General features: G+C 73.8%; 21 protein-coding genes. 16 read left to right on the top strand and 5 right to left on the bottom strand.

Features of this window, described 5'->3' with window-relative positions; genetic code table 11:
- The first annotated feature begins 72 nt into the window (after positions 1–72).
- The 3 genes from truA to ACFC02_RS26920 all read left to right on the top strand — a co-directional run bounded on the left by truA (position 73) and on the right by ACFC02_RS26920 (position 3,131).
- The gene (gene truA / locus ACFC02_RS26930) at positions 73–927 is read left to right on the top strand and encodes a tRNA pseudouridine(38-40) synthase TruA (RefSeq protein ID WP_376362288.1); all 855 of its coding nucleotides are present in this window, start codon (positions 73–75) and stop codon (positions 925–927) included.
- Between the two features lie 114 nt (positions 928–1,041).
- Positions 1,042–2,355 carry a UDP-glucose dehydrogenase family protein gene (locus ACFC02_RS26925; protein WP_376362285.1) on the top strand — a complete coding sequence of 438 codons (1,314 nt, stop codon included), beginning with the start codon at positions 1,042–1,044 and terminating at the stop codon, positions 2,353–2,355.
- Complete coding sequence (locus ACFC02_RS26920; RefSeq protein ID WP_376362282.1) at positions 2,352–3,131, top strand: polyprenol monophosphomannose synthase; 780 nt, start codon at positions 2,352–2,354, stop codon at positions 3,129–3,131. Before ACFC02_RS26925 ends, ACFC02_RS26920 begins: the two co-directional genes overlap by 4 nt.
- 31 nt (positions 3,132–3,162) lie before the next feature.
- On the opposite strand, the gene ACFC02_RS26915 is transcribed toward ACFC02_RS26920, so the two are convergent.
- Positions 3,163–4,047 carry a hypothetical protein gene (locus tag ACFC02_RS26915; RefSeq protein ID WP_376362279.1) on the bottom strand — a complete coding sequence of 295 codons (885 nt, stop codon included), beginning with the start codon at positions 4,045–4,047 and terminating at the stop codon, positions 3,163–3,165.
- 332 nt (positions 4,048–4,379) lie between these two features.
- On the opposite strand from ACFC02_RS26915, the gene rplM reads away from it, so the two are divergent.
- The 3 genes from rplM to glmM all read left to right on the top strand — a co-directional run bounded on the left by rplM (position 4,380) and on the right by glmM (position 7,011).
- Positions 4,380–4,823 carry a 50S ribosomal protein L13 gene (gene rplM, locus ACFC02_RS26910; protein ID WP_376362277.1) on the top strand — a complete coding sequence of 148 codons (444 nt, stop codon included), beginning with the start codon at positions 4,380–4,382 and terminating at the stop codon, positions 4,821–4,823.
- Between the two features lie 42 nt (positions 4,824–4,865).
- Positions 4,866–5,378 (top strand): 30S ribosomal protein S9, encoded by a 513-nt coding sequence (gene rpsI / locus ACFC02_RS26905; protein ID WP_360972035.1) that lies wholly within the window; start codon positions 4,866–4,868, stop codon positions 5,376–5,378.
- Between the two features lie 274 nt (positions 5,379–5,652).
- Complete coding sequence (gene glmM, locus ACFC02_RS26900) at positions 5,653–7,011, top strand: phosphoglucosamine mutase (protein ID WP_376362273.1); 1,359 nt, start codon at positions 5,653–5,655, stop codon at positions 7,009–7,011.
- A 108-nt stretch (positions 7,012–7,119) separates the two neighbouring features.
- Here the strand turns inward: glmM and ACFC02_RS26895 are convergent, their stop codons facing one another.
- Complete coding sequence (locus ACFC02_RS26895) at positions 7,120–8,064, bottom strand: DUF389 domain-containing protein (protein WP_376362270.1); 945 nt, start codon at positions 8,062–8,064, stop codon at positions 7,120–7,122.
- Between the two features lie 28 nt (positions 8,065–8,092).
- Positions 8,093–9,061 carry a type I pantothenate kinase gene (coaA, locus tag ACFC02_RS26890; protein ID WP_376362267.1) on the bottom strand — a complete coding sequence of 323 codons (969 nt, stop codon included), beginning with the start codon at positions 9,059–9,061 and terminating at the stop codon, positions 8,093–8,095.
- A gap of 212 nt (positions 9,062–9,273) precedes the next feature.
- Here coaA and ACFC02_RS26885 point away from each other — a divergent pair, with 212 nt between their 5' ends.
- The 4 genes from ACFC02_RS26885 (at position 9,274) to ACFC02_RS26870 (ending at position 12,782) form a co-directional block, all read left to right on the top strand.
- Positions 9,274–10,071 carry a hypothetical protein gene (locus ACFC02_RS26885; RefSeq protein ID WP_376362265.1) on the top strand — a complete coding sequence of 266 codons (798 nt, stop codon included), beginning with the start codon at positions 9,274–9,276 and terminating at the stop codon, positions 10,069–10,071.
- A 107-nt stretch (positions 10,072–10,178) separates the two neighbouring features.
- On the top strand, positions 10,179–12,026 hold the full coding sequence (gene glmS / locus ACFC02_RS26880) for a glutamine--fructose-6-phosphate transaminase (isomerizing) (RefSeq protein ID WP_376362262.1): 1,848 nt from the start codon (positions 10,179–10,181) through the stop codon (positions 12,024–12,026).
- Between the two features lie 137 nt (positions 12,027–12,163).
- Positions 12,164–12,376, top strand: a complete 213-nt coding sequence (locus ACFC02_RS26875; RefSeq protein ID WP_376362259.1) for a DUF4287 domain-containing protein — start codon at positions 12,164–12,166, stop codon at positions 12,374–12,376.
- Positions 12,377–12,410: 34 nt separating this feature from the next.
- Positions 12,411–12,782: a holo-ACP synthase gene (locus ACFC02_RS26870; RefSeq protein ID WP_360972049.1), complete on the top strand. Its 372-nt coding sequence runs from the start codon at positions 12,411–12,413 to the stop codon at positions 12,780–12,782.
- 21 nt (positions 12,783–12,803) lie between these two features.
- On the opposite strand, the gene ACFC02_RS26865 is transcribed toward ACFC02_RS26870, so the two are convergent.
- Positions 12,804–14,573, bottom strand: a complete 1,770-nt coding sequence (locus ACFC02_RS26865) for a PP2C family protein-serine/threonine phosphatase (protein ID WP_376362255.1) — start codon at positions 14,571–14,573, stop codon at positions 12,804–12,806.
- A gap of 129 nt (positions 14,574–14,702) precedes the next feature.
- On the opposite strand from ACFC02_RS26865, the gene ACFC02_RS26860 reads away from it, so the two are divergent.
- The 5 genes from ACFC02_RS26860 to ACFC02_RS26840 all read left to right on the top strand — a co-directional run bounded on the left by ACFC02_RS26860 (position 14,703) and on the right by ACFC02_RS26840 (position 19,935).
- Positions 14,703–16,139, top strand: coding sequence for an NAD(P)H-hydrate dehydratase (locus ACFC02_RS26860; RefSeq protein WP_376362252.1), 1,437 nt, complete (start codon positions 14,703–14,705; stop codon positions 16,137–16,139).
- 253 nt (positions 16,140–16,392) lie between these two features.
- The gene (gene alr / locus ACFC02_RS26855; RefSeq protein ID WP_376362249.1) at positions 16,393–17,640 is read left to right on the top strand and encodes an alanine racemase; all 1,248 of its coding nucleotides are present in this window, start codon (positions 16,393–16,395) and stop codon (positions 17,638–17,640) included.
- Positions 17,641–17,815: 175 nt separating this feature from the next.
- On the top strand, positions 17,816–19,042 hold the full coding sequence (locus tag ACFC02_RS26850; protein ID WP_376362246.1) for an alpha/beta fold hydrolase: 1,227 nt from the start codon (positions 17,816–17,818) through the stop codon (positions 19,040–19,042).
- On the top strand, positions 19,008–19,616 hold the full coding sequence (gene tsaE, locus ACFC02_RS26845; RefSeq protein ID WP_376362244.1) for a tRNA (adenosine(37)-N6)-threonylcarbamoyltransferase complex ATPase subunit type 1 TsaE: 609 nt from the start codon (positions 19,008–19,010) through the stop codon (positions 19,614–19,616). The genes ACFC02_RS26850 and tsaE overlap by 35 nt, the downstream gene beginning before the upstream one ends.
- Before the next feature lie 145 nt (positions 19,617–19,761).
- Positions 19,762–19,935 (top strand): hypothetical protein, encoded by a 174-nt coding sequence (locus tag ACFC02_RS26840; protein WP_376362241.1) that lies wholly within the window; start codon positions 19,762–19,764, stop codon positions 19,933–19,935.
- Between the two features lie 2 nt (positions 19,936–19,937).
- Here ACFC02_RS26840 and ACFC02_RS26835 read toward each other — a convergent pair whose 3' ends face one another.
- Complete coding sequence (locus ACFC02_RS26835; RefSeq protein ID WP_376362238.1) at positions 19,938–20,501, bottom strand: hypothetical protein; 564 nt, start codon at positions 20,499–20,501, stop codon at positions 19,938–19,940.
- Positions 20,502–20,684: 183 nt separating this feature from the next.
- Between ACFC02_RS26835 and tsaB the strand changes: the two genes are divergently transcribed.
- Positions 20,685–21,338, top strand: coding sequence for a tRNA (adenosine(37)-N6)-threonylcarbamoyltransferase complex dimerization subunit type 1 TsaB (gene tsaB / locus ACFC02_RS26830; protein ID WP_376362235.1), 654 nt, complete (start codon positions 20,685–20,687; stop codon positions 21,336–21,338).
- Positions 21,339–21,381 lie beyond the last annotated feature (43 nt).

The raw sequence follows: 21,381 nt of genomic DNA, 5'->3' as shown, positions 1-21,381 counted from the left end.
GGCCCGCCCCTCACGGGGCGGGCCCGCTTCCGTCTTTTTCGGCACCGGCGGGTGCCCTGAGAGGATTCCCGTGTGAGTGACGAACCAGAGCCCGGCCAGGTCCGTGTCCGCCTCGACCTGTCCTACGACGGCAGCGACTTCCACGGCTGGGCCAAGCAGGCCGGCGGGAAGCGGACCGTGCAGGGCGAGATCGAGGACGCGCTGCGCACGGTCACGCGGTCCCGTCGGACGTACGAGCTGACCGTCGCCGGACGGACCGACGCAGGGGTGCACGCGCGCGGCCAGGTGGCCCACGTGGACCTGCCGGAGGAGGTCTGGCGCGAACACCACGAGAAGCTGCTCAAGCGGCTCGCAGGGCGGCTGCCCAAGGACGTACGGGTGTGGGCGCTGAGGCCCGCGCCCAGCGGTTTCAACGCCCGTTTCGCCGCCGTCTGGCGCCGGTACGCCTACCGGGTCACCGACAACCCCGGCGGGGTCGACCCGCTGCTGCGGGGGCACGTGCTGTGGCACGACTGGCCGCTGGACGTCGACGCGATGAACGAGGCCGCCCGGCCGCTGCTCGGCGAGCACGACTTCGCCGCCTACTGCAAGAAGCGCGAGGGCGCGACGACCATCCGCACGCTCCAGGAGCTGAGCCTTCGGCGCGGCGACGACGGGATCGTCACGGCCACCGTCCGCGCCGACGCCTTCTGCCACAACATGGTGCGCTCCCTGATCGGGGCGCTGCTCTTCGTCGGGGACGGCCACCGTCCGCCGGACTGGCCCGGGAAGGTGCTGGACGCGGGCGTGCGGGACTCGGCGGTGCACGTCGTACGGCCGCACGGGCTGACTCTGGAGGAGGTCGGTTACCCGGCCGACGAGCTGCTGGCCGCGCGCAGCCGTCAGGCGCGCAACAAGCGGTCGCTGCCGGCCACCGGCTGCTGCTGAGCCCGGCCCGCTCACCCTGCGTGACGGTACGGTCGGTGCCGCGCGGGAACTCGCGGGAACGGCCCGCTCGGCGTACGGCAGGGGCGGCGCACGTACGGCGAGGAGGGCGGACCCATGCGGCTCACCGTCATCGGCACCGGCTACCTGGGTGCCACGCACGCCGCCTGCATGGCGCAGCTGGGGCACGAGGTGGTCGGGGTCGACGTCGACGCGGACAAAGTCGCCGCGCCGGAGGCGGGCCGGGTGCCGTTCCACGAACCGCGGCTGGCGGGGCTGGTCGCCCGGCACACAGCGGGCGGGCGGCTGCGGTTCACGTCCTCCTGCGAGGAGGCCGGCGCGTTCGGGCAGGTGCACTTCGTGTGTGTGGGCACCCCGCAGCGCGGGGACGGCGACGGGGCCGACCCGACGTGTGTCGAGAGCGCCTTCGACGCCATCGCGCGGCACGCCCGCAAGGGTGCGCTGCTGGTGGGCAAGTCGACGGTGCCCGTCGGCACGGCGGCGGGGCTGGCCGCCCGGCACAGCGGGGTCGAGGTCGCCTGGAACCCCGAGTTCCTACGGGAGGGCTTCGCCGTCGAGGACACGCTGCGGCCGGACCGGCTGGTGTTCGGGGTGCGCACGGCGCGCGCGGAGCGGCTGCTGCGGACGGTGTACGCGCCCGTCCTCGGGGCGGGGACGCCGCTGGTCGTGACGGACTTCGCCACCGCGGAACTGGTGAAGACGGCCGCGAACTCCTTTCTGGCCACGAAGATCTCCTTCATCAACGCGATGGCCGAGGTGTGCGAGGCGGCCGGGGGTGACGTGCGGAAGCTGTCCGAGGCGCTGGGGTGCGACGACCGGATCGGGCGGGCGTTCCTGCGGGCCGGGGCCGGCTTCGGCGGCGGCTGCCTGCCCAAGGACCTCCGTGCCTTCGCGCACCGGGCCGCCGAGCTGGGCGTGGACCTGGGCTTCCTGCGCCAGGTCGACGCGATCAACATGCGGCGCCGGGACCGGGTGATCGCGCTGGCCCGGGAGCTGAGCGGGGGCACGGTCCTCGGGGCGCGGGTGGCGGTGCTGGGCGCGGCCTTCAAGCCGGACTCCGACGACATCCGCGACTCGCCCGCGCTGAACGTGGCCGCGCGGCTGGATCTCGACGGTGCCGACGTGACGGTCCACGACCCCGCGGCCATGGACAACGCGCGCAAGGCGTACCCGCTGCTCGGGTACGCGCTGTCGGTGGAGGAGGCGCTGCGCGGGGCGGAGCTGGTGCTGCACCTGACCGAGTGGCCGCAGTTCCGGGAGGTCGATCCGCGCCGGGCGGCGGCACTGGTGTACCGTCCGCGGATCGTGGACGGGCGGGGCGTGCTGGACGCGGCCCGCTGGACGGCGGCGGGCTGGCGCTTTCGGGCGCTGGGCGCTCCGGTGCCGGCCGGGGAGGGCGAGGAGAGATGACGGAGCCGATGGAGCACGGCGCGGGCGGCGGCGGGGACGTGCGGGTCACGGTCGTGATGCCGACGTACAACGAGGCGGGGAACCTGCCGCGGATGGCCGAGGCGGTGCTGGGACTGCCGGTGGCCGGGCTGCGGCTCCTCGTGGTCGACGACGACAGCCCGGACGGCACGGGGCGGGTCGCCGACGAGCTGGCGGAGAAGTACGGCGTGGACGGTGCGTCGGGGCACCGCCGGATGAGTGTGCTGCACCGCACACGCAAGGACGGTCTGGGCCGGGCGTACACGGAGGGCATGACGGCCGCGCTGGCGGACGGCGCCGACTACGTGGTGCAGATGGACGCCGACGGGAGCCATCCGGTGGAGGCGGTGCCGCGCATGCTGGGTGAGGCGCGCGCCTCGGGTGCCGGGCTGGTGGTGGGCAGCCGGTACGTGGCGGGCGGTTCGCTGGACGAGCAGTGGGGCGCGCACCGGGTGCTGCTGTCCCGGTTCGCGAACGCCTACGCGCGGGCCGTGCTGGGGACGGAGATCAAGGACATCACCGCGGGCTTCAACCTGTGGTCGGCGGCCACCCTGCGGGACGTGGACCTGTCGACGCTGGACAGCGCGGGCTACAGCTTCCAGGTGGAGCTGAAGTACCGGGCGGTGCGGGCGGGGCACCGGGCGGTGGAGGTGCCGATCCGGTTCGAGGAGCGCACCGAGGGTGCCTCCAAGATGACGTTGCGTACGCAGCTGGAGTCGGCGGTGGTGCCGATCAGGTTGCGGCTGAAGCGCCGGTAGGGCGGGCCCTGGCCCGGGGTCGTGCGCCTCGTCACCGGTGGGCGGCGGCGGAGGCCTGGACCTCGCCGCGCCGGCGGATCTGCCGGAAGGCGTACTCGGCGAGGTCGTCGCCGGTGCGGAACACCTTGGTGTCCTTGGTGGTGACGTCCTTGCCGCCGGGGAAGCCGGTGAGGGTGAAGTAGGCGTAGCGGCCGTAGGAGTTGGTGGTGGAGCGGCAGACCGCGCCGTCGCAGAAGGCCTTGACGCCGCCGCCGGTGAGCGGCTTGACGATGCTCTTCTTGTCGGCCTGGCCCTTGGCCTTGTCGGCCTGTGCGCCGGTGTCGAAGACGGCGACGCCGACGGTGACGGCGATGCCGCCGCGGGTGTAGGTCGTGCGTATCAGGCGGGTGCAGCCGTTGCCGGTGAGGACCTTGGCGAGGGTGCCCTGGGCGGCGGAGGCGCAGTTCCTGGTGTCGCCCGTGGGGCCCTTCTCGTAGGCGGCCCCGTTCATGGTGAGCCGGGCGTCGGGGAAGAGGGTGTCCGCGCCGAGCGGGGCGGTGTCCTTCTTCACGTCGGCTATGAAGTCCTTCGGGTCCAGCGGCGGCGGGGCGCTGGTGGACGCGAAGGAGGGGGCGGCGGCCGAGCCGCTGGGCAGGGTGGCGGTGGCGGGCAGCTGGGAGGCGTGGTCGCCGGAGGCGTCGTTGTCGCTGTTCGCCGAGACCACGGCGACGGCGACGGCCGCACCGATCGCGACGGTGGCCAGCGCGCCCCCGCCGATGAACAGCAGCCTGCGCCGCTTGGTGCGCGTCTCGGAGGCCTCGGCGAGTGCCGCCCAGTCCGGGGTCCCGTCGTCGCCGCCACCGCTCCACGGCTGCTGGGAATTCGGTTTCCAGGGATCCCACTGGGACTGCGAGCCGCCCCCCTGCCCATCACTCATGGGCCGCATCCTAACGGCGCCGCCCGCACCCACACCCCGGCCCGGCCGCCACCGGGCCCGCCCGGCGCCCGGCCCGGCCGTACACTGGGGTGGAACTGGCGGGACCGGCGCGGCGCCCCCGTTTTGACCCGTGGTGTGCCGCGCGGGTACTCTGCTTGTTCGTTGTGTATTGGCTTGGCTCTTCTCACGGACCCGGCCCTTACACCGGTCCACCGGGCCGATGACCAGCGACCAGCACGCGGTTTGCGTCACCGCTGTGCGGTCAGGGCTGTCGTGATCGTCTTCGGTGACCTTGTCAGGACCACTCACTGAAGAAGCGAAGGCTACGAACCGTGCGTACGTACAGCCCCAAGCCCGGCGACATCACGCGCCAGTGGCACGTCATCGACGCCCAGGACGTCGTCCTGGGTCGCCTGGCGACCACTGCCGCCACCCTTCTGCGGGGCAAGCACAAGCCGATCTACGCGCCGCACGTCGACGCTGGTGACTTCGTCATCATCATCAACGCCGACAAGGTGCACCTCTCCGGCAACAAGCGGACCCAGAAGATGGCGTACCGCCACTCCGGCTACCCGGGCGGTCTGCGCTCCGTCCGCTACGACGACCTCCTCTCGAACAACCCCGAGAAGGCCGTCGAGAAGGCCGTCAAGGGCATGCTCCCCAAGAACTCCCTGGGCCGTCAGATGCTCTCGAAGCTGAAGGTCTACAAGGGTGACCAGCACCCGCACGGCGCCCAGCAGCCGGTGCCGTTCGAGATCACCCAGGTCGCGCAGTAAGTCCGGCCACCCCCTAAGACTGAACAGAATCTGAGGAGAATCGTGGCCGAGACCACTGCCGAGCAGCCGATCGAAGAGATCGACATCGAGAGCTACACCACCGAGTCCGAGGTGCCCGTCGAGGGCGAGTACACCTCGGAGTCCATGGCTTCCCGCTTCGGCGAGCCGCAGCCGGCCGCCGGCCTGGGCCGCCGGAAGAACGCCATCGCCCGCGTCCGGATCGTCCCGGGCACCGGCAAGTGGAAGATCAACGGTCGCACCCTCGAGGACTACTTCCCGAACAAGGTGCACCAGCAGGAAGTCAACGAGCCCTTCAAGGTGCTGGAGCTCGAGGGCCGTTACGACGTCGTCGCCCGCATCGCCGGTGGCGGTGTCTCCGGCCAGGCCGGTGCCCTCCGTCTCGGTGTCGCCCGCGCCCTGAACGAGGCCGACGTCGACAACAACCGCGGCCCGCTCAAGAAGGCCGGCTTCCTCAAGCGCGACGACCGTGCGGTCGAGCGCAAGAAGGCCGGTCTGAAGAAGGCCCGCAAGGCTCCGCAGTACAGCAAGCGCTAATCTGCGGCTGCCTGCGGACAGGCCTACTCCGAACGCCCCGGCGGCACGCCACTGTGCCGCCGGGGCGTTCGTTTATCACCGGCCTTGGGCGTATAACGGCACAAGGTGCTCTAGTGCTCTACTGCTCAGGTGTTCACGTGCTCAAATGCCGGTGTGATCGGATGCCCGGTCCGGGATCCGTGGGCGCATCGAGAACATCGAACCCAGTGAACGGTGAACGTGCGCCGAAAACCTCGGCAAGCCTTCACGAACTGACGCTTCCTCAGGAGGACAAGTGGGACGACTTTTCGGCACGGACGGCGTGCGTGGCGTCGCCAACGCGGACCTGACCGCCGAGATGGCGCTCGGCCTGTCCGTCGCCGCGGCGCACGTACTGGCCGAGGCGGGCACCTTCGAGGGGCACCGCCCGAAGGCCGTGGTCGGCCGGGACCCGCGCGCGTCCGGCGAGTTCCTGGAGGCGGCCGTCGTCGCGGGCCTGGCCAGCGCCGGCGTGGACGTGCTGCGCGTCGGCGTGCTGCCCACGCCCGCCGTGGCGTACCTGACCGGCGCACTCGGCGCCGACCTCGGCGTGATGCTGTCGGCCAGCCACAACGCCATGCCGGACAACGGCATCAAGTTCTTCGCCCGCGGCGGCCACAAACTCGCCGACGAGCTGGAGGACAGCATCGAGCGGGTCTACGAGGAGCACCGCACCGGTGCGCCCTGGGACCGTCCGACCGGCGCGGGCGTCGGCCGGGTCCGCGACTACGACGAGGGCTTCGACAAGTACGTCGCCCACCTCGTCGGGGTCCTCCCGAACCGGCTCGACGGGCTGAAGATCGTCCTGGACGAGGCGCACGGCGCCGCCGCCCGCGTCTCGCCCGAGGCGTTCGCCCGGGCCGGCGCCGAGGTGGTCACCATCGGCGCCGAACCCGACGGCCTCAACATCAACGACGGCTGCGGCTCCACCCACCTGGACCAGCTGAAGGCGGCCGTCGTCTCGCACGGCGCCCACCTGGGCATCGCGCACGACGGCGACGCCGACCGCTGCCTGGCCGTGGACCACACCGGCGAGGAGGTCGACGGCGACCAGATCCTGGCCGTGCTCGCGCTGGCGATGCGGGAGCGTTCCGCGCTGCGCTCCGACACCGTCGTCGCGACCGTGATGTCCAACCTCGGCTTCAAGCTGGCCATGGAGCGCGAGGGCATCCGCCTCCTGCAGACCGCCGTCGGCGACCGCTACGTCCTGGAGGAGATGAAGTCCGGCGGCTTCGCCCTCGGCGGCGAGCAGTCCGGTCACGTCATCATCCTCGACCACGCCACCACCGGCGACGGCACGCTCACCGGCCTGATGCTGGCGGCCCGGATCGCCGGGAGCGGCCGTACGCTGCGCGACCTGGCCGCCGTCATGGAGCGCCTGCCGCAGGTCCTCGTCAACGTCCCCGACGTCGACAAGTCCCGGGTGACGACCTCCGCGGACCTGGCCACGGCGGTCGCCGAGGCCGAGCACGAGCTGGGCGAGACCGGCCGGGTGCTGCTGCGGCCCTCGGGCACCGAGCCGCTGGTGCGCGTCATGGTCGAGGCCGCGGACATCGAGCAGGCCCGCTCGGTGGCGGGCCGGCTGGCGGACGCGGTGAAGTCGGCCCTGGGCTGAGCGCCGGAGCGCGGTACCGCGGGGCGGCGCACCGGCCCGCTCGCGGTACCGTGCCCCAGGGTGTGTTTCGAAAGTAGCGCAGTCCGTCCGGAGGGCGGGCCAATACACCTAGAGTGCGCTCTTCCGCGTCCGCGCCCGCTGCGTCGACCAGAGCCACTTCTGGAGGAGCAGGGTGAGGGTCCCGGCGACGACGATGCCGAGCAGGTTCAGCAGCAGCTGCTTGCTGGAGCCCCAGGTCTGGGCGGTGTCGCCGTAGGCGAACGCGACGGCCGCGTTGGCGGCGGCCGGGACGGTGGTCACGGAGATGGCGACGCCGACCAGCGCGCCGGACTTGGCGGAGGTCAGCGAGAGCGTGCCCGCGATGCCGGCCAGGACCGCCACCACGAAGGAGAACCAGTCGGGGGCGTACACGAAGCCGGTGCTGGGCCGCGGGCCCTCCAGCTTCGCCTTGCTGAACAGGCCGACGGCGTCCATGAAGAGGCTGAAGCCCACGGTCACGGCCATCGCCAGTGCGAAGCCCACCAGCAGCGCGACCAGTGAGCGCAGCGCCAGTCCCGGCGCGCGCCGCACCAGGGCCGTGCTGATGCCGGCCAGCGGTCCGAACTCCGGTCCCACCGCCATCGCCCCGACGATCAGGACGGCGTTGTCGAGCACGACACCGCAGGCGGCGATCATCGTGGCCAGCGTGATGAACGCGAGGTAGGTGATCGACAGCGTCGACTCCTCGTGGGTGGCCTCGGTCAGCTCCTCCCACAGCACCGCGTCCGCGGCCTCGCCCGGCGCCTCCTCCTCGGCCTTGTCGGCCCGCGCGGACAGCGACAGGTCGATGTTCTCGACGGCGATCGAGCCGGACCGGTCGATGCCCAACGTCCGCAGCCCGCCGAGGAGTTCGTCGGCGGCCTCCCGGGCGACGTCGCACATCACCACGTCACCGGGAGGGTTGCGGGCGGCGCCGGGCAGCACGACGAGGTGCGCGGTGCCGACCGTCCTCTGGATCAGCCCCGCCACCTCGTCGGTGCGGTCGGCGGGGGTGATCAGTCGCAGATGCAGCATGGGGGGCAGCGTAGACGCCCCGCGGATCTCACAACTTGCGCAGCCGCAGCCGCTGCACCTTGTGGTCCGGCCCCTTGCGCACGACGAGCGTGGCCCGGCCCCGGGTGGGGGCGATGTTCTCCACCAGGTTCGGCCCGTTGATGGTCCGCCACATGGTGCGGGCGTAGTCGAGGGCCTCGTCCTCGGTGACCTGGGTGTACTTGCGGAAGTACGAGGACGGGTCCTGGAAGGCGGTGTCGCGCAGCTTGCGGAACCTGTTCAGGTACCAGCGCTCGATGTCCTCGGTGCGGGCGTCGACGTACACGCTGAAGTCGAAGTAGTCGGCGAGCCCGACGCGGGTGCGGCCGTCCTGGCCGGGCAGCGCGGGCTGGAGGACGTTGAGGCCCTCCACGATCAGGATGTCGGGGCGGCGCACGGTGAGCTTCTCGTCGGGCACGATGTCGTAGATCAGGTGCGAGTAGACGGGCGCGGTGACCTCCGCCTTCCCCGCCTTGACGTCGGCGACGAACCGGGTGAGCGCCCGGCGGTCGTACGACTCGGGGAACCCCTTGCGTGACATCAGGCCGCGCGCCTGGAGTTCCCGTGTCGGCAGCAGGAACCCGTCCGTGGTCACCCGTTCCACGCGCGGATGCTCGGGCCAGCGCGACAGCAGCGCCTGCAGCAGCCGGGCCACGGTCGACTTGCCGACGGCGACCGACCCCGCCACTCCTATGACGAAGGGCGTGCCGGACTGGGAGCCCTGCTCCCCGAGGAACGTGTTGAGCGCGCCGCGCAGTCCGTCGGTCGCCCCGACGTAGAGGTTGAGCAGCCGGGACAGCGGCAGGTACACGTCCCGTACCTCGTCGAGGTCGATGACGTCACCGAGCCCGCGCACCCGTTCCACCTCCTCCGCGGTGAGCGGCAGCGGCGTCTTGTCACGCAGCGCGCTCCATTCGGCACGGGTGAGGTCGACATAGGGAGTCGCCTCCGGCCTGGACCGGTGGGCGCTCCGGGGCATCGAGGGGACCGGAGAGATCACAGTCCATTGTTAACGGAGTTCGGACGGGGTGGGGGGTGGGGTGGGTCACGCCGGCGTGCTCGCAGCACGCCGATGTCACGGTCGGGTAGCGGTCGGTGGTACGGATGATCACTTGTGGGGCCGCTGTGCGTAATGTGCGCGCAAAGTGCCGCGGCGATCTTCCGCGGCCGGGAGAGAAAGAGCTTCCTTTCGTGAGATCCACCGTGGTGCGCCGGACGGCCCTCGTCGCGTTCGCCGCCGCCCTCGCCCTGTTCGCGGCCGCCTGCGGCGGTTCCTCCGACGACGCGGGCAAGGGCACCGACGGCGCCGCGGGCGCCCGGGCCGGCGAGAAGCCCTCGGCCCCGCCGGCCGCCGCCAGGCCGCTGACCGCCGCCGAGCTGGAGAAGGCCGCGCTGACGCAGGCGGACGTCAAGAGCGGGAAGGTCACCGCCAAGGTCGCGGCGAAGGACGACATCGCACAGGACAGGGTGAAGACGGACAAGGCGGCCTGCGCCCCGCTCGCCCGGCTCCAGGTCGGCTCCTATGCCGGCAGGCCCTCGGCCGTGGTGAAGCGGGACTGGAAGGGCGCTTCGAAGAAGCCGGCCGCGGGCGCCACCGACGAGGAGAAGTTCCTCGCCGGTCTGGACGCGCCGCAGGTCATGGTGACACTGGCTTCCTACGGCAGCGGCGGCGCCGAGCGGGCGATGAAGGACCTGAGTGCGGCGGCCGGGGCCTGCGCCGGCGGCTTCGAGTTCACCGTGGGCGGGGAGAAGACCCAGAACCTCAAGGTGGAGAAGACCGCCGCACCGCAGGGCGGCGACGAGGCCTCGGCCGTGACCACGACCTCGCAGATCGACAAGGACCTCAAGGCCCCGGTGAAGGGCGTCGTCGTCCGCAAGGGCGCCACCCTCGCCTACTTCCCCGTGGTCAACCTCGGTGCTGCCGCCGCCGGCAAGGACTTCCCCTTCCCCACCGACATCCTCGACGCGCAGCTCGCCAAGCTGAAGTGACGGCGTGCCACCTGGCCCTCCGGGAGGTTCGTACCCCGGTGGGAATTTCCGATTTCGGGCACGGAGAGGCGGGTTTCGACGGCTGACGGGCCGTAGGCTGCGGAGCCATGTGCGGAATCGTGGGATATGTGGGTTCGCAGTCGGCGCTCGATGTCGTGATGGCCGGGCTGAAGCGGCTGGAGTACCGGGGATACGACTCGGCGGGCGTCGCCGTCCTCGCGGACGGCGGCCTCGCGGCGGCCAGGAGGGCCGGAAAGCTGGTCAACCTGGAGAAGGAGCTGGTCGAACGGCCGCTGCCCACCGGCTCCACCGGCATCGGGCACACCCGCTGGGCCACCCACGGCGGCCCCACGGACGCGAACGCCCACCCGCACCTCGACAACGCCGGACGCGTCGCCGTCGTGCACAACGGCATCATCGAGAACTTCGCGCTGCTGCGGGCGGAGCTGACGGAGCGCGGGCACGAGCTGTCCTCCGAGACGGACACCGAGGTCGTCGCGCACCTGCTCGCCGAGGAGTTCTCCTCCTGCGCCGACCTCGCCGAGGCCATGCGCCTGGTGTGCCGGCGCCTGGAGGGCGCCTTCACCCTCGTCGCCGTGCACGCCGACGCGCCGGACGTCGTCGTCGGCGCCCGCCGCAACTCCCCGCTCGTCGTGGGTGTCGGCGAGGGCGAGGCCTTCCTCGCCTCCGACGTCGCCGCGTTCATCGCCCACACCCGCTCCGCGATCGAACTCGGCCAGGACCAGGTCGTCGAACTGCGCCGGGACGGCGTCACCGTCACCGGCTTCGACGGGCAGGCCGCCGAGGTCCGCTCCTACAACGTCGACTGGGACGCCGCCGCCGCCGAGAAGGGCGGCTACGACTACTTCATGCTCAAGGAGATCGCCGAGCAGCCCAAGGCCGTCGCCGACACCCTCCTCGGCCGCATCGACGCCGCCGGCTCCCTGACCCTGGACGAGGTGCGGATCAGCGCCCCCGAACTGCGCGAGATGGACAAGGTCGTCATCATCGCCTGCGGTACGGCCTTCCACGCGGGCATGATCGCCAAGTACGCCATCGAGCACTGGACCCGCATCCCCTGCGAGGTCGAACTCGCCAGCGAGTTCCGCTACCGCGACCCCATCCTCGACGCCCAGACCCTCGTCGTCGCCATCTCCCAGTCCGGCGAGACCATGGACACCCTGATGGCGCTGCGCCACGCCCGCGAGCAGGGCGCCAAGGTGCTCGCCATCTGCAACACCAACGGCTCCACCATCCCACGCGAGTCCGACGCGGTGCTCTACACCCACGCCGGGCCCGAGGTCGCCGTCGCCTCCACCAAGGCGTTCCTCACCCAGCTCGTCGCCTGCTATCTCGTCGCCCTCTACCTCGGCCAGGTGCGCGGCACCAAGTGGGGCGACGAGATCCGCGACGTCATCCGCGACCTGTCCCGGATCGGCGGCGCGGTGGAGCGCGTCCTGGACACGATGGAGCCGGTACGGGAACTCGCCCGCTCCCTCGCCGACAAGAACACGGTGCTCTTCCTCGGCCGGCACGTCGGCTACCCGGTCGCCCTGGAGGGCGCACTCAAACTCAAGGAACTCGCCTACATGCACGCCGAGGGCTTCGCCGCCGGCGAGCTGAAGCACGGGCCGATCGCGCTGATCGACGAGGACCTGCCCGTCGTCGTGGTCGTCCCGTCCCCGCGCGGCCGGTCCCTGCTCCACGACAAGATCGTCTCCAACATCCAGGAGATCCGGGCGCGGGGCGCGCGGACGATCGTGATCGCGGAGGAGGGCGACGAGGCGGTGGTCCCGTACGCGGACCACCTGATCCGCATCCCGGTCACCCCGACACTGCTCCAGCCGCTGGTGGCCACGGTCCCGTTGCAGGTCTTCGCCTGCGAACTGGCCACCGCCCGGGGCAACGAGGTGGACCAGCCCCGCAACCTGGCCAAGTCCGTGACGGTGGAGTAGCCCCCGGGGCCCGTACGGAGGCGGTGAGGGCCCCGGCCGGGAGGGCGGCGATGAGTTTTCGCGCCGGTGTCAGTCCTATGGGCGACACTCGTCAGCGTACGGACGCCGACGCCCAGGAACCGGAAGGACGTTCCGCCATGACCGCACCCGTCAAGGGCCCCGCCAGCTACTTCCCGTCGATCGAGCAGAAGTACGGCCGGCCGATCGCCGAGTGGAAGGAACTCGTCCGCTCCTCGCCCCTGTCCAAGCACATGGAACTCGTCAACTGGCTCAAGTCCGAGCACGGACTGGGGCACGGCCACGCCAACGCCCTGGTGGCGCACACCCTCGCCGAGGACAGCGGCAAGTGACCGCCCGGTGAGCGCCGCCCCGTAGGGTCCCTGCATGAGCATCATCGGGGTCGGAATCGACGTGGCCGAGATCGACCGGTTCGCGGCGTCGCTGGAGCGCACGCCCGCGCTGGTCCGGCGGCTCTTCGTGGAACGCGAGCTGCTGCTGCCCAGCGGCGAGCGCCGGGGCATGGCCTCGCTCGCCGCCCGGTTCGCCGCCAAGGAGGCGGTCGCCAAGGCGCTCGGCGCCCCGGCCGGACTGCTGTGGACGGACGCGGAGGTCTGCGTCGAGGACAGCGGGCGGCCCCGGCTGCGGGTGAAGGGCACGGTGGCGGCCCGCGCCGCCGAACTCGGCGTACGGTCCTGGCACCTCTCGCTGAGCCATGACGCCGGGGTGGCCTCCGCGGTGGTGATCGCGGAGGGATGACCACCGCGCGGCCCCGCCGCGTCAGCCGGTGCCCGTGTCCACGACGCGGAACGCCAGCACCGTCGCGTCGTCCTCCGTGTGCGGGCCGGTGAGCCGGTCGACCAGGTCCCGGACGAAGGCGTCGAGTGCCTCGCGGCCCGGCGGTAGACCGCCCGCGACGGCGTCCTCCACGGCCCGCAGCAGCCGCGACGAGTCCCGGTCCAGGTCCGAGCCGCGGCGCTCGATCAGGCCGTCCGAGTAGAGCAGCACCACGTCACCGGGGCGCAGCCAGGTCTCGGCCGCCGTGTAGCTCTCGTCAGGCAGGACGCCCAGCGGCATCCCGGGGCCGCCCGGGGGCGGATCGAGCAGGACCGGCACGCCTTCGCGGAGCAGGATCGGCGGCGGATGGCCCGCGCACGTCCAGCGCAGCAGGCCGCGGTCGGGGTGGTAGCGGGCGATGATCGCCGTGGCGGTGGACTCCTCGCCGTCGTCGCAGGCGACCGTGTTGAGCCAGCCGGTCAGCCGCTCCACCCACTCGCCGGTGTACGCCAGCCCGGCCAGCGCGTAGCGCAGCTTCGCCATCAGCGTGACGGCGTCGAGACCGTGTCCGCGGGCGTCACCGAGCGCGACGAGCAGCTTTCCGGAGGGCAGGACGCGGGTCTTGTACCAGTCGCCCCCCACCCGTGCGGCGCCCGCCTCGGGACGGTAGGCGGCGGCGGCCTCGACCCCGTGCCGGGCCAGTTCCGAGGGGAAGGCGGGCAGCACGGCGTCCCGCAGCCGCTCGGCCACCTCGGCGACGGCGTCCGCCCGCTCCCGCTGGGCCCGGGCCTCCCGCGTCGCCCGCTCGGCCAGGGCGCGGCTGCGCCGGTCGGCGGTGACGTCGTGGAGCACCGCGCGCACCGCCCACACCGGCCCCGACGGAGGGCGGACCGGCTCGGCGACGAACCGCAGGATCCGGTCCTCCGGCCGGGTCAGGTGCAGGTCGCACTCCGCGAGCGGCGCGCCCAGCAGGACGTCGTGGACCGACCGGTACAGCGCGTCCAGGCTCTCCGTCCCCATCATGCGCCCCAGCTCCAGCAGGCCGGGCGGCGGCTGCGACGCCGGGAGGCCGAGGGCGTTGCCGAACCCGGAGGACGCCTCCACGCTCCCGTCGCCCAGGCTCCACTCCGCCCAGGAAACCCCCACCAGGCGTTGCGCCTCCTGCGCCATCACGGACTCGTGACCGCGCTCCCAGCTGAGCAGGAGCAGATCCCCCGCGGGTGTCACCCGCACCTCGCTGCTGACCCGGACGGTGAGGTCGTCCGGCCCGGGCAGCGGCCAGTCGGCGGGCTCGGGGCCCTGGGCGCGTCCGGTGCGGTGGGCCTCGGCGAGCAGGCGGGGCACGACCGTGCTCGCGAGGGTGGGCAGGCGCTCGAACAGCGGCACCGGGCCGGTCCACGGCGGGAGGGAGCCGGGCGGCAGGTGCCGGTCGCCGTACTCGCGGGCGGCCCGGTTCTGGGCGACGTGGAGGAACTCCGGCTCCGGGTCCGCCGCGCTGCCGGGCACCGGGCGGACGATCGTGACGGGGACCGGGAGCGAGTCGAGCAGCCGCAGCACCGAGGCGTCCACGGCGGCGGCAGGCCGGAGCGGGCGCGGGCCGGCGGGGCGCGGTGCGCGCCCGGCGTCACGGCAGGCGCTCACGTGCCTGCCGATCCGGAACCGCTGCTCGGTGAGCAGCAGCTCAAGGGCCTTCAGCCGCACGCGGCGGGGAGCGTCGTCGCCGGGCGCCGTCCAGGGGCGCGGCGGGTCGGAGCCCGCCGGTTCGTCCGCCATCCGCTCGCGCCTTCTCCCTGGGTCTGACCGGTCCTGTTCGGCCGCCGCCTTCCAGCGTGGCCCGAGCGGCCCGCCGGGACCACCGGGTTCCCGTGCGGCAGCGGACGTATGCGGGGCAGACTCGACGGCATGCGTATCGCCTACAGCGTCGAGACGGTCAGGTCGGCCGAGCGAGCCCTCATGGCGCGGCTCCCGGACGGCGCCCTCATGCAGCGCGCCGCCGCCGGGCTCGCCGCCGCCTGCGCGGACCTGCTCGCAGGGGTCTACGGCCGCCGGGTGGTGCTCCTCGTGGGCAGCGGTGACAACGGGGGTGACGCCCTGTACGCCGGGGCCCGGCTGGCCCGCCGCGGGGCCGGTGTCACGGCGGTCCCGCTGGCCCCGGACCGCACCCACGCGGGCGGCCTCGCGGCCCTGCGCCGCGCGGGCGGCACGGTCACCCGTCCGGACGCCGCCGGTGCGGCGATCGACCGGGCCGACCTGGTCGTCGACGGCATCGTCGGCATCGGGGGCAAGGGCGGCCTGCGCCCCGAGGCCGTGCCGACGGCCGAGCGCGTGGCCCGCTCCGGGGCCGTCGTCGTCGCCGTCGACCTGCCCAGCGGCATCGAGGCGGACAGCGGCGAGGTGCCCGGGGCGGCCGTCCGCGCCGACCTGACCGTCACCTTCGGCACGCACAAGCCGGGACTGCTCGTCGACCCGGGCCGCGAGTACGCCGGTACGGTCCGTCTCGTCGACATCGGTCTGCGCCCCGAACTGCCCCCCACGCCCGACCTCCAGGCGCTCCAGCACGCCGACGCGGCGGCGCTGCTGCCGCGGCCCGCCGCCGAGAGCGACAAGTACCGCCGGGGCGTCGTCGGCATCGCGGCCGGCTCGGCCCGCTACCCGGGCGCGGCCGTCCTCGCCGTGTCGGGCGCGCTGCGCGGCGGGGCGGGCGCCGTACGGTACGTCGGCCCCGCCGGGCAGGCCGTCATCGCCCGCTTCCCGGAGACCCTCGTCTCCGACCGGGGACCGCGCGAGGCGGGCCGGGTGCAGGCGTGGGTGGTGGGCCCGGGCGCCGGTGACGACGCGGCGACGGTGGCTCAGGTGCTGGAGGCGGACGTCCCCGTGCTGGTCGACGCCGACGGGCTGCGGCTCGCCGAGCGGGCGGCCGTGCGGGCCCGTACCGCCCCCACGCTGATGACCCCGCACGCGGGCGAGGCCGCCGCCCTGCTCGGGGTGGCGCGCGAGGAGGTCGAGGCGGCCCGGCTGTCGGCCGTGAGGGAACTCGCCGCCCGCTACCGGGCGACCGTCCTGCTGAAGGGCTCGACCACGCTCGTCGCCGGTCCGGACGGCGGCCCCGTCCGCGTCAACCCGACCGGTACGCCGTACCTCGCCACGGCCGGCAGCGGCGATGTGCTCTCCGGGCTGGCGGGCTCGCTGCTGGCGGCCGGGCTGACCGCCCTGGACGCGGGCAGCGCCGGCGCCTACCTGCACGGCCTGGCCGGCCGCTTCGCCTCGGCCGGCGCCCCGGCCGGCGCTCACGACGTGGCGGAGGCGATCCCGCGGGCGTGGCGGGACGTACGGGACTGATCGCGGCCACGGGGACAGGCGCGCGTTCTGCGGGGGCGGGGCGCGGCCCTGCGGGTCCGGGGTGCGTCCCTGCGGGAGTGGCGTGCGTTCCCGGTGCGAACCGGATGCGCCGCCCCGACGATTGAGGGCGCCCGCTGCGCGCGGCGGGGGTGCGCCCGACTACGGCGGGCACCGGCCCGCGCACCCGCCCGCGGGGGCCTGTGCCGTGGGACTTCCCCTCCCCGTCGGCGGCCTCTGAGAGACTGGGGGCGCCATGAACAAGACAGCACACCCGCGGACGGCCCCGCTGCGCGCCCGCGCCGAGATCGACCTGGCCGCTCTGCGGGCCAACGTGCGGGCCCTGCGCGAGAGGGCGCCCGGCGCGGCCCTGATGGCCGTGGTCAAGTCCGACGCGTACGGCCACGGCGCGGTCCCCTGCGCCCGCGCGGCCCTCGCCGCCGGGGCCACCTGGCTCGGCACCGCCACCCCCGAGGAGGCGCTGGCGCTGCGCGCGGCCGGGCTGTCGCCCGAAAAGGCCCGGGTGTTGTGCTGGCTGTGGACGCCGGGCGGCCCCTGGCGGGAGGCCGTAGAGGCCGACGTGGACGTGTCCGTGAGCGGGCTGTGGGCCATGGCGGAGGTGCGGGAGGCGGCGCGCGCCGCCGGGCGGCCCGCGCGGGTGCAGCTGAAGGCCGACACCGGCCTCGGACGCAACGGCTGCCAGCCCCACGACTGGCCCGCACTCGTCGCCGAGGCGCTGCGCGCCGAGGCCGAGGGGCTGGTACGCATCACCGGGCTGTGGTCCCACTTCGCCTGCGCCGACGAGCCGGGGCACCCCTCGATCGCCGCCCAGCTCGTCCGGTTCCGCGAGATGGTCGCGTACGCCGAGGCGCGGGGCGTGCGCCCCGAGGTGCGGCACATCGCCAACTCGCCCGCCACGCTCACCCTTCCCGAGGCCCACTTCGACCTGGTCCGCACGGGCATCGCCGTCTACGGCATCTCGCCCAGCCCGGAACTGGGCACCCCCGCCGACTTCGGGCTGCGTCCGGTGATGACCCTGTCCGCCTCGCTGGCCCTGGTGAAGCACGTACCGGGCGGCCACGGCGTCAGCTACGGGCACCACTACGTCACCCCGGGCGAGACCACCCTCGGCCTCGTGCCCGTCGGATACGCCGACGGCATCCCGCGCCACGCCTCGGGCACCGGTCCGGTGCTGGTGGGCGGCAAGTGGCGTACGGTCGCGGGCCGGATCGCGATGGACCAGTTCGTCGTCGACCTCGGCGGCGACGAGCCCGGGACCGGGTCCGAGGCCGTGCTCTTCGGGCCGGGCGACCGGGGCGAGCCCACCGCCGAGGACTGGGCGCAGGCCGCGGGCACCATCGCGTACGAGATCGTCACCCGCATCGGCACGCGCGTTCCCCGCATCCATGTGAACGCGACGGACGAGACCGGCGGGACCGGCGGGACCGGCGCGGCCCGCGCGGCGGACGAGGCCGGGGGGAGCGCCGGGTCGGCGGACGCCTGAGCCGTGCCCCAGGGCGCCGGTGGCCGGTCGAGGCGGACCGGCCCCCGCCGTGTCCCCCGGGAGAGCACAGGGCCACACTGCACAGGGGCACGACAAGGGCACGACAGGGGCACGCAGCACCCGGCCGCACAGTCATACGGCCGGACAGTCACACAGCCACACAGAGGAGCGGTACGTGAGCGAGAGCAGTGCGGCCGCCGCCGCCTCGGGGGCGTTCGGCGGCTGGCGCAAGGCGACCGGCATCGCGGGTGCCGCGATAGGCGTCGTGGCGGCGGGCGCCGCCGCCACCGTCGCCATAGAGAGGATGACCGTCGGCCGGGGCATGCGCAGGAAGGCCCGCCTCGCCCTGGACTCCGCCGGCCCGTACGGGACCCTGCGCGGCACCCCGGGCCGCGCCTACGCCGACGACGGCACCGAGCTGTACTACGAGGTCGACGACCTCGACCCCGCCCCTTCCGCGGACCTCTCCCCGCGCCGCCGCCGCCTCTTCGGGCGCAAGGACCCCGCCCCCGTCACCGTCGTCTTCAGCCACGGCTACTGCCTCAGCCAGGACTCCTGGCACTTCCAGCGCGCCGCGCTGCGCGGGGTCGTGCGGACCGTGCACTGGGACCAGCGCAGCCACGGCCGTTCCGGGCGGGGCGTGGCCCAGGGCCGGGACGACGTGCCGCTGAGCATCGACCAGCTGGGCCGCGACCTGAAGGCCGTGCTCGACGCCGCCGTGCCCGAGGGGCCGATCGTGCTGGTCGGGCACTCCATGGGCGGCATGACCGTGATGGCCCTGGCCGCCCAGTACCCGGAGCTGATCCGGGACCGGGTCGTCGCCACCGCCTTCGTCGGCACCTCCTCGGGGCGGCTCGGCGAGGTCAACTTCGGGCTGCCGGTCGCCGGGGTCAACGCGGTGCGGCGGGTGCTGCCGGGCGTGCTCAAGGCGCTCGGGCAGCGCGCCGAGCTGGTGGAGAGGGGGCGCCGGGCCACCGCCGACCTGTTCGCAGGGATCATCAAGCGGTACTCCTTCGCCGGACGGGACGTGGACCCGGCGGTCGCCCGGTTCGCCGAGCGCATGATCGAGAGCACCCCGATCGACGTGGTCGCCGAGTTCTACCCGGCCTTCACCGACCACGACAAGACCGGGGCGCTGGCCCTCTTCACGGACCTGCCGGTACTGGTCCTGGCCGGGGTGCAGGACCTGGTCACGCCCAGCGCGCACAGCGAGGCCATCGCCGACCTGCTGCCCGAAGCCGAGCTGGTGCTGGTCCCGGACGCCGGGCATCTGGTGATGCTGGAGCACCCGGAGGTCGTCACCGACCGCCTCGCCGACCTGCTGACCCGCGCGGGCGCGGTCCCGGCAGGCGCTACCGTGGGTGGACATGGAAGCACCAGCAGCACCGCACAGCCCGGCTGACCCCGTGTCCGTCGAGATCACCCTCACCTCCGCCGAGCAGACACGGGAGTGGGGCCGCCGTCTCGCCAAGCTGCTGCGCGCGGGCGACCTCGTGATGCTCAGCGGCGAACTCGGCGCGGGCAAGACCACGCTGACCCGCGGGCTCGGCGAGGGACTCGGCGTGCGCGGCGCGGTCACCTCCCCGACCTTCGTGATCGCGCGCGTGCACCCGTCCCTCGGGGACGGCCCGCCGCTCGTCCACGTGGACGCGTACCGTCTGGGCGGCGGGCTGGACGAGATGGAGGACCTGGACCTCGACGTCTCGCTGCCGGACTCCGTGGTCGTCGTGGAGTGGGGCGAGGGCAAGGTCGAGGAGCTGACCGACGACCGGCTGCAGATCGTCATCCACCGGACCGTCGGCGGCGCCGCCTCCACGGACCGGGCGCCCGCCACGCACGCGGAGACCCCCGCCACGGAGACGGACGCGGGCGGGGACGCGGAGGGGGACGTGGACGCGGACGAGGTGCGGCGCCTGACGGTGACCGGGATCGGCCCGCGCTGGTCCGCCGTCGACCTGGGCGTCCTCACGGCGTAGCCGGTGCGCGCCCGCGCGCACCCCGTTCGCCCCGACGGACTGTCGGCAAGCCTTGCGCCCGGCCTCCCGGGCATGGTCACATGGTACCCAGCCCGTGGTTAGGTCTACCTAACCACGCCCGCCCCCCGGCCCTCAGGAGGCGTCCATGCCGGCTACCGAGAACCAGCCACGGCCGTGCCCGGTCGCCGGTGTGAGCATGCGTGACCTGCTGGCCTCCTGTGCGGCGGCGCAGGCCGTCTCGCGCCCGCCGCGCGCCCCGGAGCAGGTGCCCGCGCGGCCGGCCCCCCGTTCGGTGGAGGAGCACCGGCGGGCGGCGTAGCCCTATCGGATGACGACGACCTTCTGGCCGATCGTCGCGAACATCCACATCGTGTCGCCGTCCGGCCGGGACTCCCGGATGCCGCCCGTCTGCAGGGTCGGGTCCGGTACCGTCTGCGGCTCCGCGCTGTCCACGGCCGCGCTGAAGCCGATGACGACCCCCTTCGCGCCGGCGAAACGCACCACGTGCTCGACGGGGACGCCGTCGGTCCCGGTGACCGCCTTCGAGCGTGAGGTGACCGCGTAGGTGCCCGGCGCCGGATCGACGGTGCCCGGGGCGACCTTGAAGGTGTTCTCGACCCGGCCGCCCGCGCCGACCAGCCACACCCGGTCGTCGTCCACCGAGTACACGACCCGCTCGCCCGTGCCGGAGTCGCCGGGCAGCGCGGCCGGGTGGCGCCGGTCCCGGGGCGCCTTGGCCGCGCCGGTGGCGGGGGTCGCCGACGCACCCGGCCTGCCGCCGAGACCGGGCGGTACGTCCGCATGCGCCCGGTAGGCGAGGAAGGCGATGGTGGCCACGGCGGCCGCGGCGAGCCCGGCCACGAATCCCGAGCTGCTCCTGGCCACGGTCGCCCACCTTTGTGTCGGTTGCACCATCACATGTCTGTCTTGGGACGGTAGCAGCCGGAATGTGCGGTACGGGGGCGGCCGTGCCGACGCCGGGGCCCGTGTCGGGCCGCGGGGCGCGTGCCGGGGCGCCGGGCCGCCCGCGGCGCCCGGTACGGGCCCCCGGCGCCGTAGGCTGTTCGCGTGCTCTTGCTCGCTCTGGATACCGCCACCCCCGCCGTCACCGTCGCCCTGCACGACGGCACGGCCGTCATCGCCTCCTCCAGCCAGGTCGACGCGCGCCGGCACGGAGAGCTGCTGCTGCCCGCCGTCGACCGGGTCCTCACCGAGGCCGGGCTGAAGCTGGACGCCGTCACGGGCATCGTGGCCGGCATCGGCCCCGGCCCCTACACCGGGCTGCGCGTCGGCCTGATGACCGCCGACACCTTCGGGCTCGCGCTCGGCGTCCCCGTGCACGGCGTGTGCACGCTCGACGGGCTCGCCTACGCCGCCGACGTCCCCGGTCCCTTCGTCGTGGCGACCGACGCCCGGCGCAAGGAGGTCTACTGGGCGCGGTACGCCGACTCCCGCACCCGCCTGACCGACCCGGCCGTCGACCGGCCCGCCGACATCGCCGGCCAGGTCGCGGGCCTGCCCGCGGTCGGCGCCGGCGCCCTGCTCTACCCCGACACCTTCCCGCGCACCCACGAGCCCGAGCACGTGTCGGCCGCCGCGCTCGCCTCGCTGGCGGCGGAGCGGCTGGCCGCCGGCGTCGAACTGCCCGCGCCCCGGCCGCTGTACCTGCGCCGGCCGGACGCCCAGGTGCCCAAGAACTACAAGGTGGTCACCCCCAAGTGACCGGACAGACGACGCACCAGACGAACCGGACGGGCGGCCACCT

It is taken from the genome of Streptomyces sp. NPDC056160, assembly GCF_042268205.1.
In the GTDB taxonomy this organism is placed as follows: Bacteria; Actinomycetota; Actinomycetes; order Streptomycetales; family Streptomycetaceae; genus Streptomyces.
Note: the sequence above shows the minus strand (reverse complement) of the source record. Positions and strands in the feature narration are given on the sequence as shown.

What these genes read in the sequence shown, in the direction of transcription:
- ACFC02_RS26920 (WP_376362282.1), top strand. Translation starts at nt 2,352, where the DNA reads ATGACGGAGCCGATGGAGCACGGCGCGGGCGGCGGCGGGGACGTGCGG.
- alr (WP_376362249.1), top strand. Translation starts at nt 16,393, where the DNA reads ATGAACAAGACAGCACACCCGCGGACGGCCCCGCTGCGCGCCCGCGCC.
- ACFC02_RS26840 (WP_376362241.1), top strand. Translation starts at nt 19,762, where the DNA reads ATGCCGGCTACCGAGAACCAGCCACGGCCGTGCCCGGTCGCCGGTGTG.
- tsaE (WP_376362244.1), top strand. Translation starts at nt 19,008, where the DNA reads ATGGAAGCACCAGCAGCACCGCACAGCCCGGCTGACCCCGTGTCCGTC.
- ACFC02_RS26915 (WP_376362279.1), bottom strand. Translation starts at nt 4,047, where the DNA reads ATGAGTGATGGGCAGGGGGGCGGCTCGCAGTCCCAGTGGGATCCCTGG.
- ACFC02_RS26870 (WP_360972049.1), top strand. Translation starts at nt 12,411, where the DNA reads ATGAGCATCATCGGGGTCGGAATCGACGTGGCCGAGATCGACCGGTTC.
- ACFC02_RS26860 (WP_376362252.1), top strand. Translation starts at nt 14,703, where the DNA reads ATGCGTATCGCCTACAGCGTCGAGACGGTCAGGTCGGCCGAGCGAGCC.
- ACFC02_RS26925 (WP_376362285.1), top strand. Translation starts at nt 1,042, where the DNA reads ATGCGGCTCACCGTCATCGGCACCGGCTACCTGGGTGCCACGCACGCC.
- coaA (WP_376362267.1), bottom strand. Translation starts at nt 9,061, where the DNA reads ATGCCCCGGAGCGCCCACCGGTCCAGGCCGGAGGCGACTCCCTATGTC.
- glmS (WP_376362262.1), top strand. Translation starts at nt 10,179, where the DNA reads ATGTGCGGAATCGTGGGATATGTGGGTTCGCAGTCGGCGCTCGATGTC.
- ACFC02_RS26865 (WP_376362255.1), bottom strand. Translation starts at nt 14,573, where the DNA reads ATGGCGGACGAACCGGCGGGCTCCGACCCGCCGCGCCCCTGGACGGCG.
- ACFC02_RS26875 (WP_376362259.1), top strand. Translation starts at nt 12,164, where the DNA reads ATGACCGCACCCGTCAAGGGCCCCGCCAGCTACTTCCCGTCGATCGAG.
- ACFC02_RS26895 (WP_376362270.1), bottom strand. Translation starts at nt 8,064, where the DNA reads ATGCTGCATCTGCGACTGATCACCCCCGCCGACCGCACCGACGAGGTG.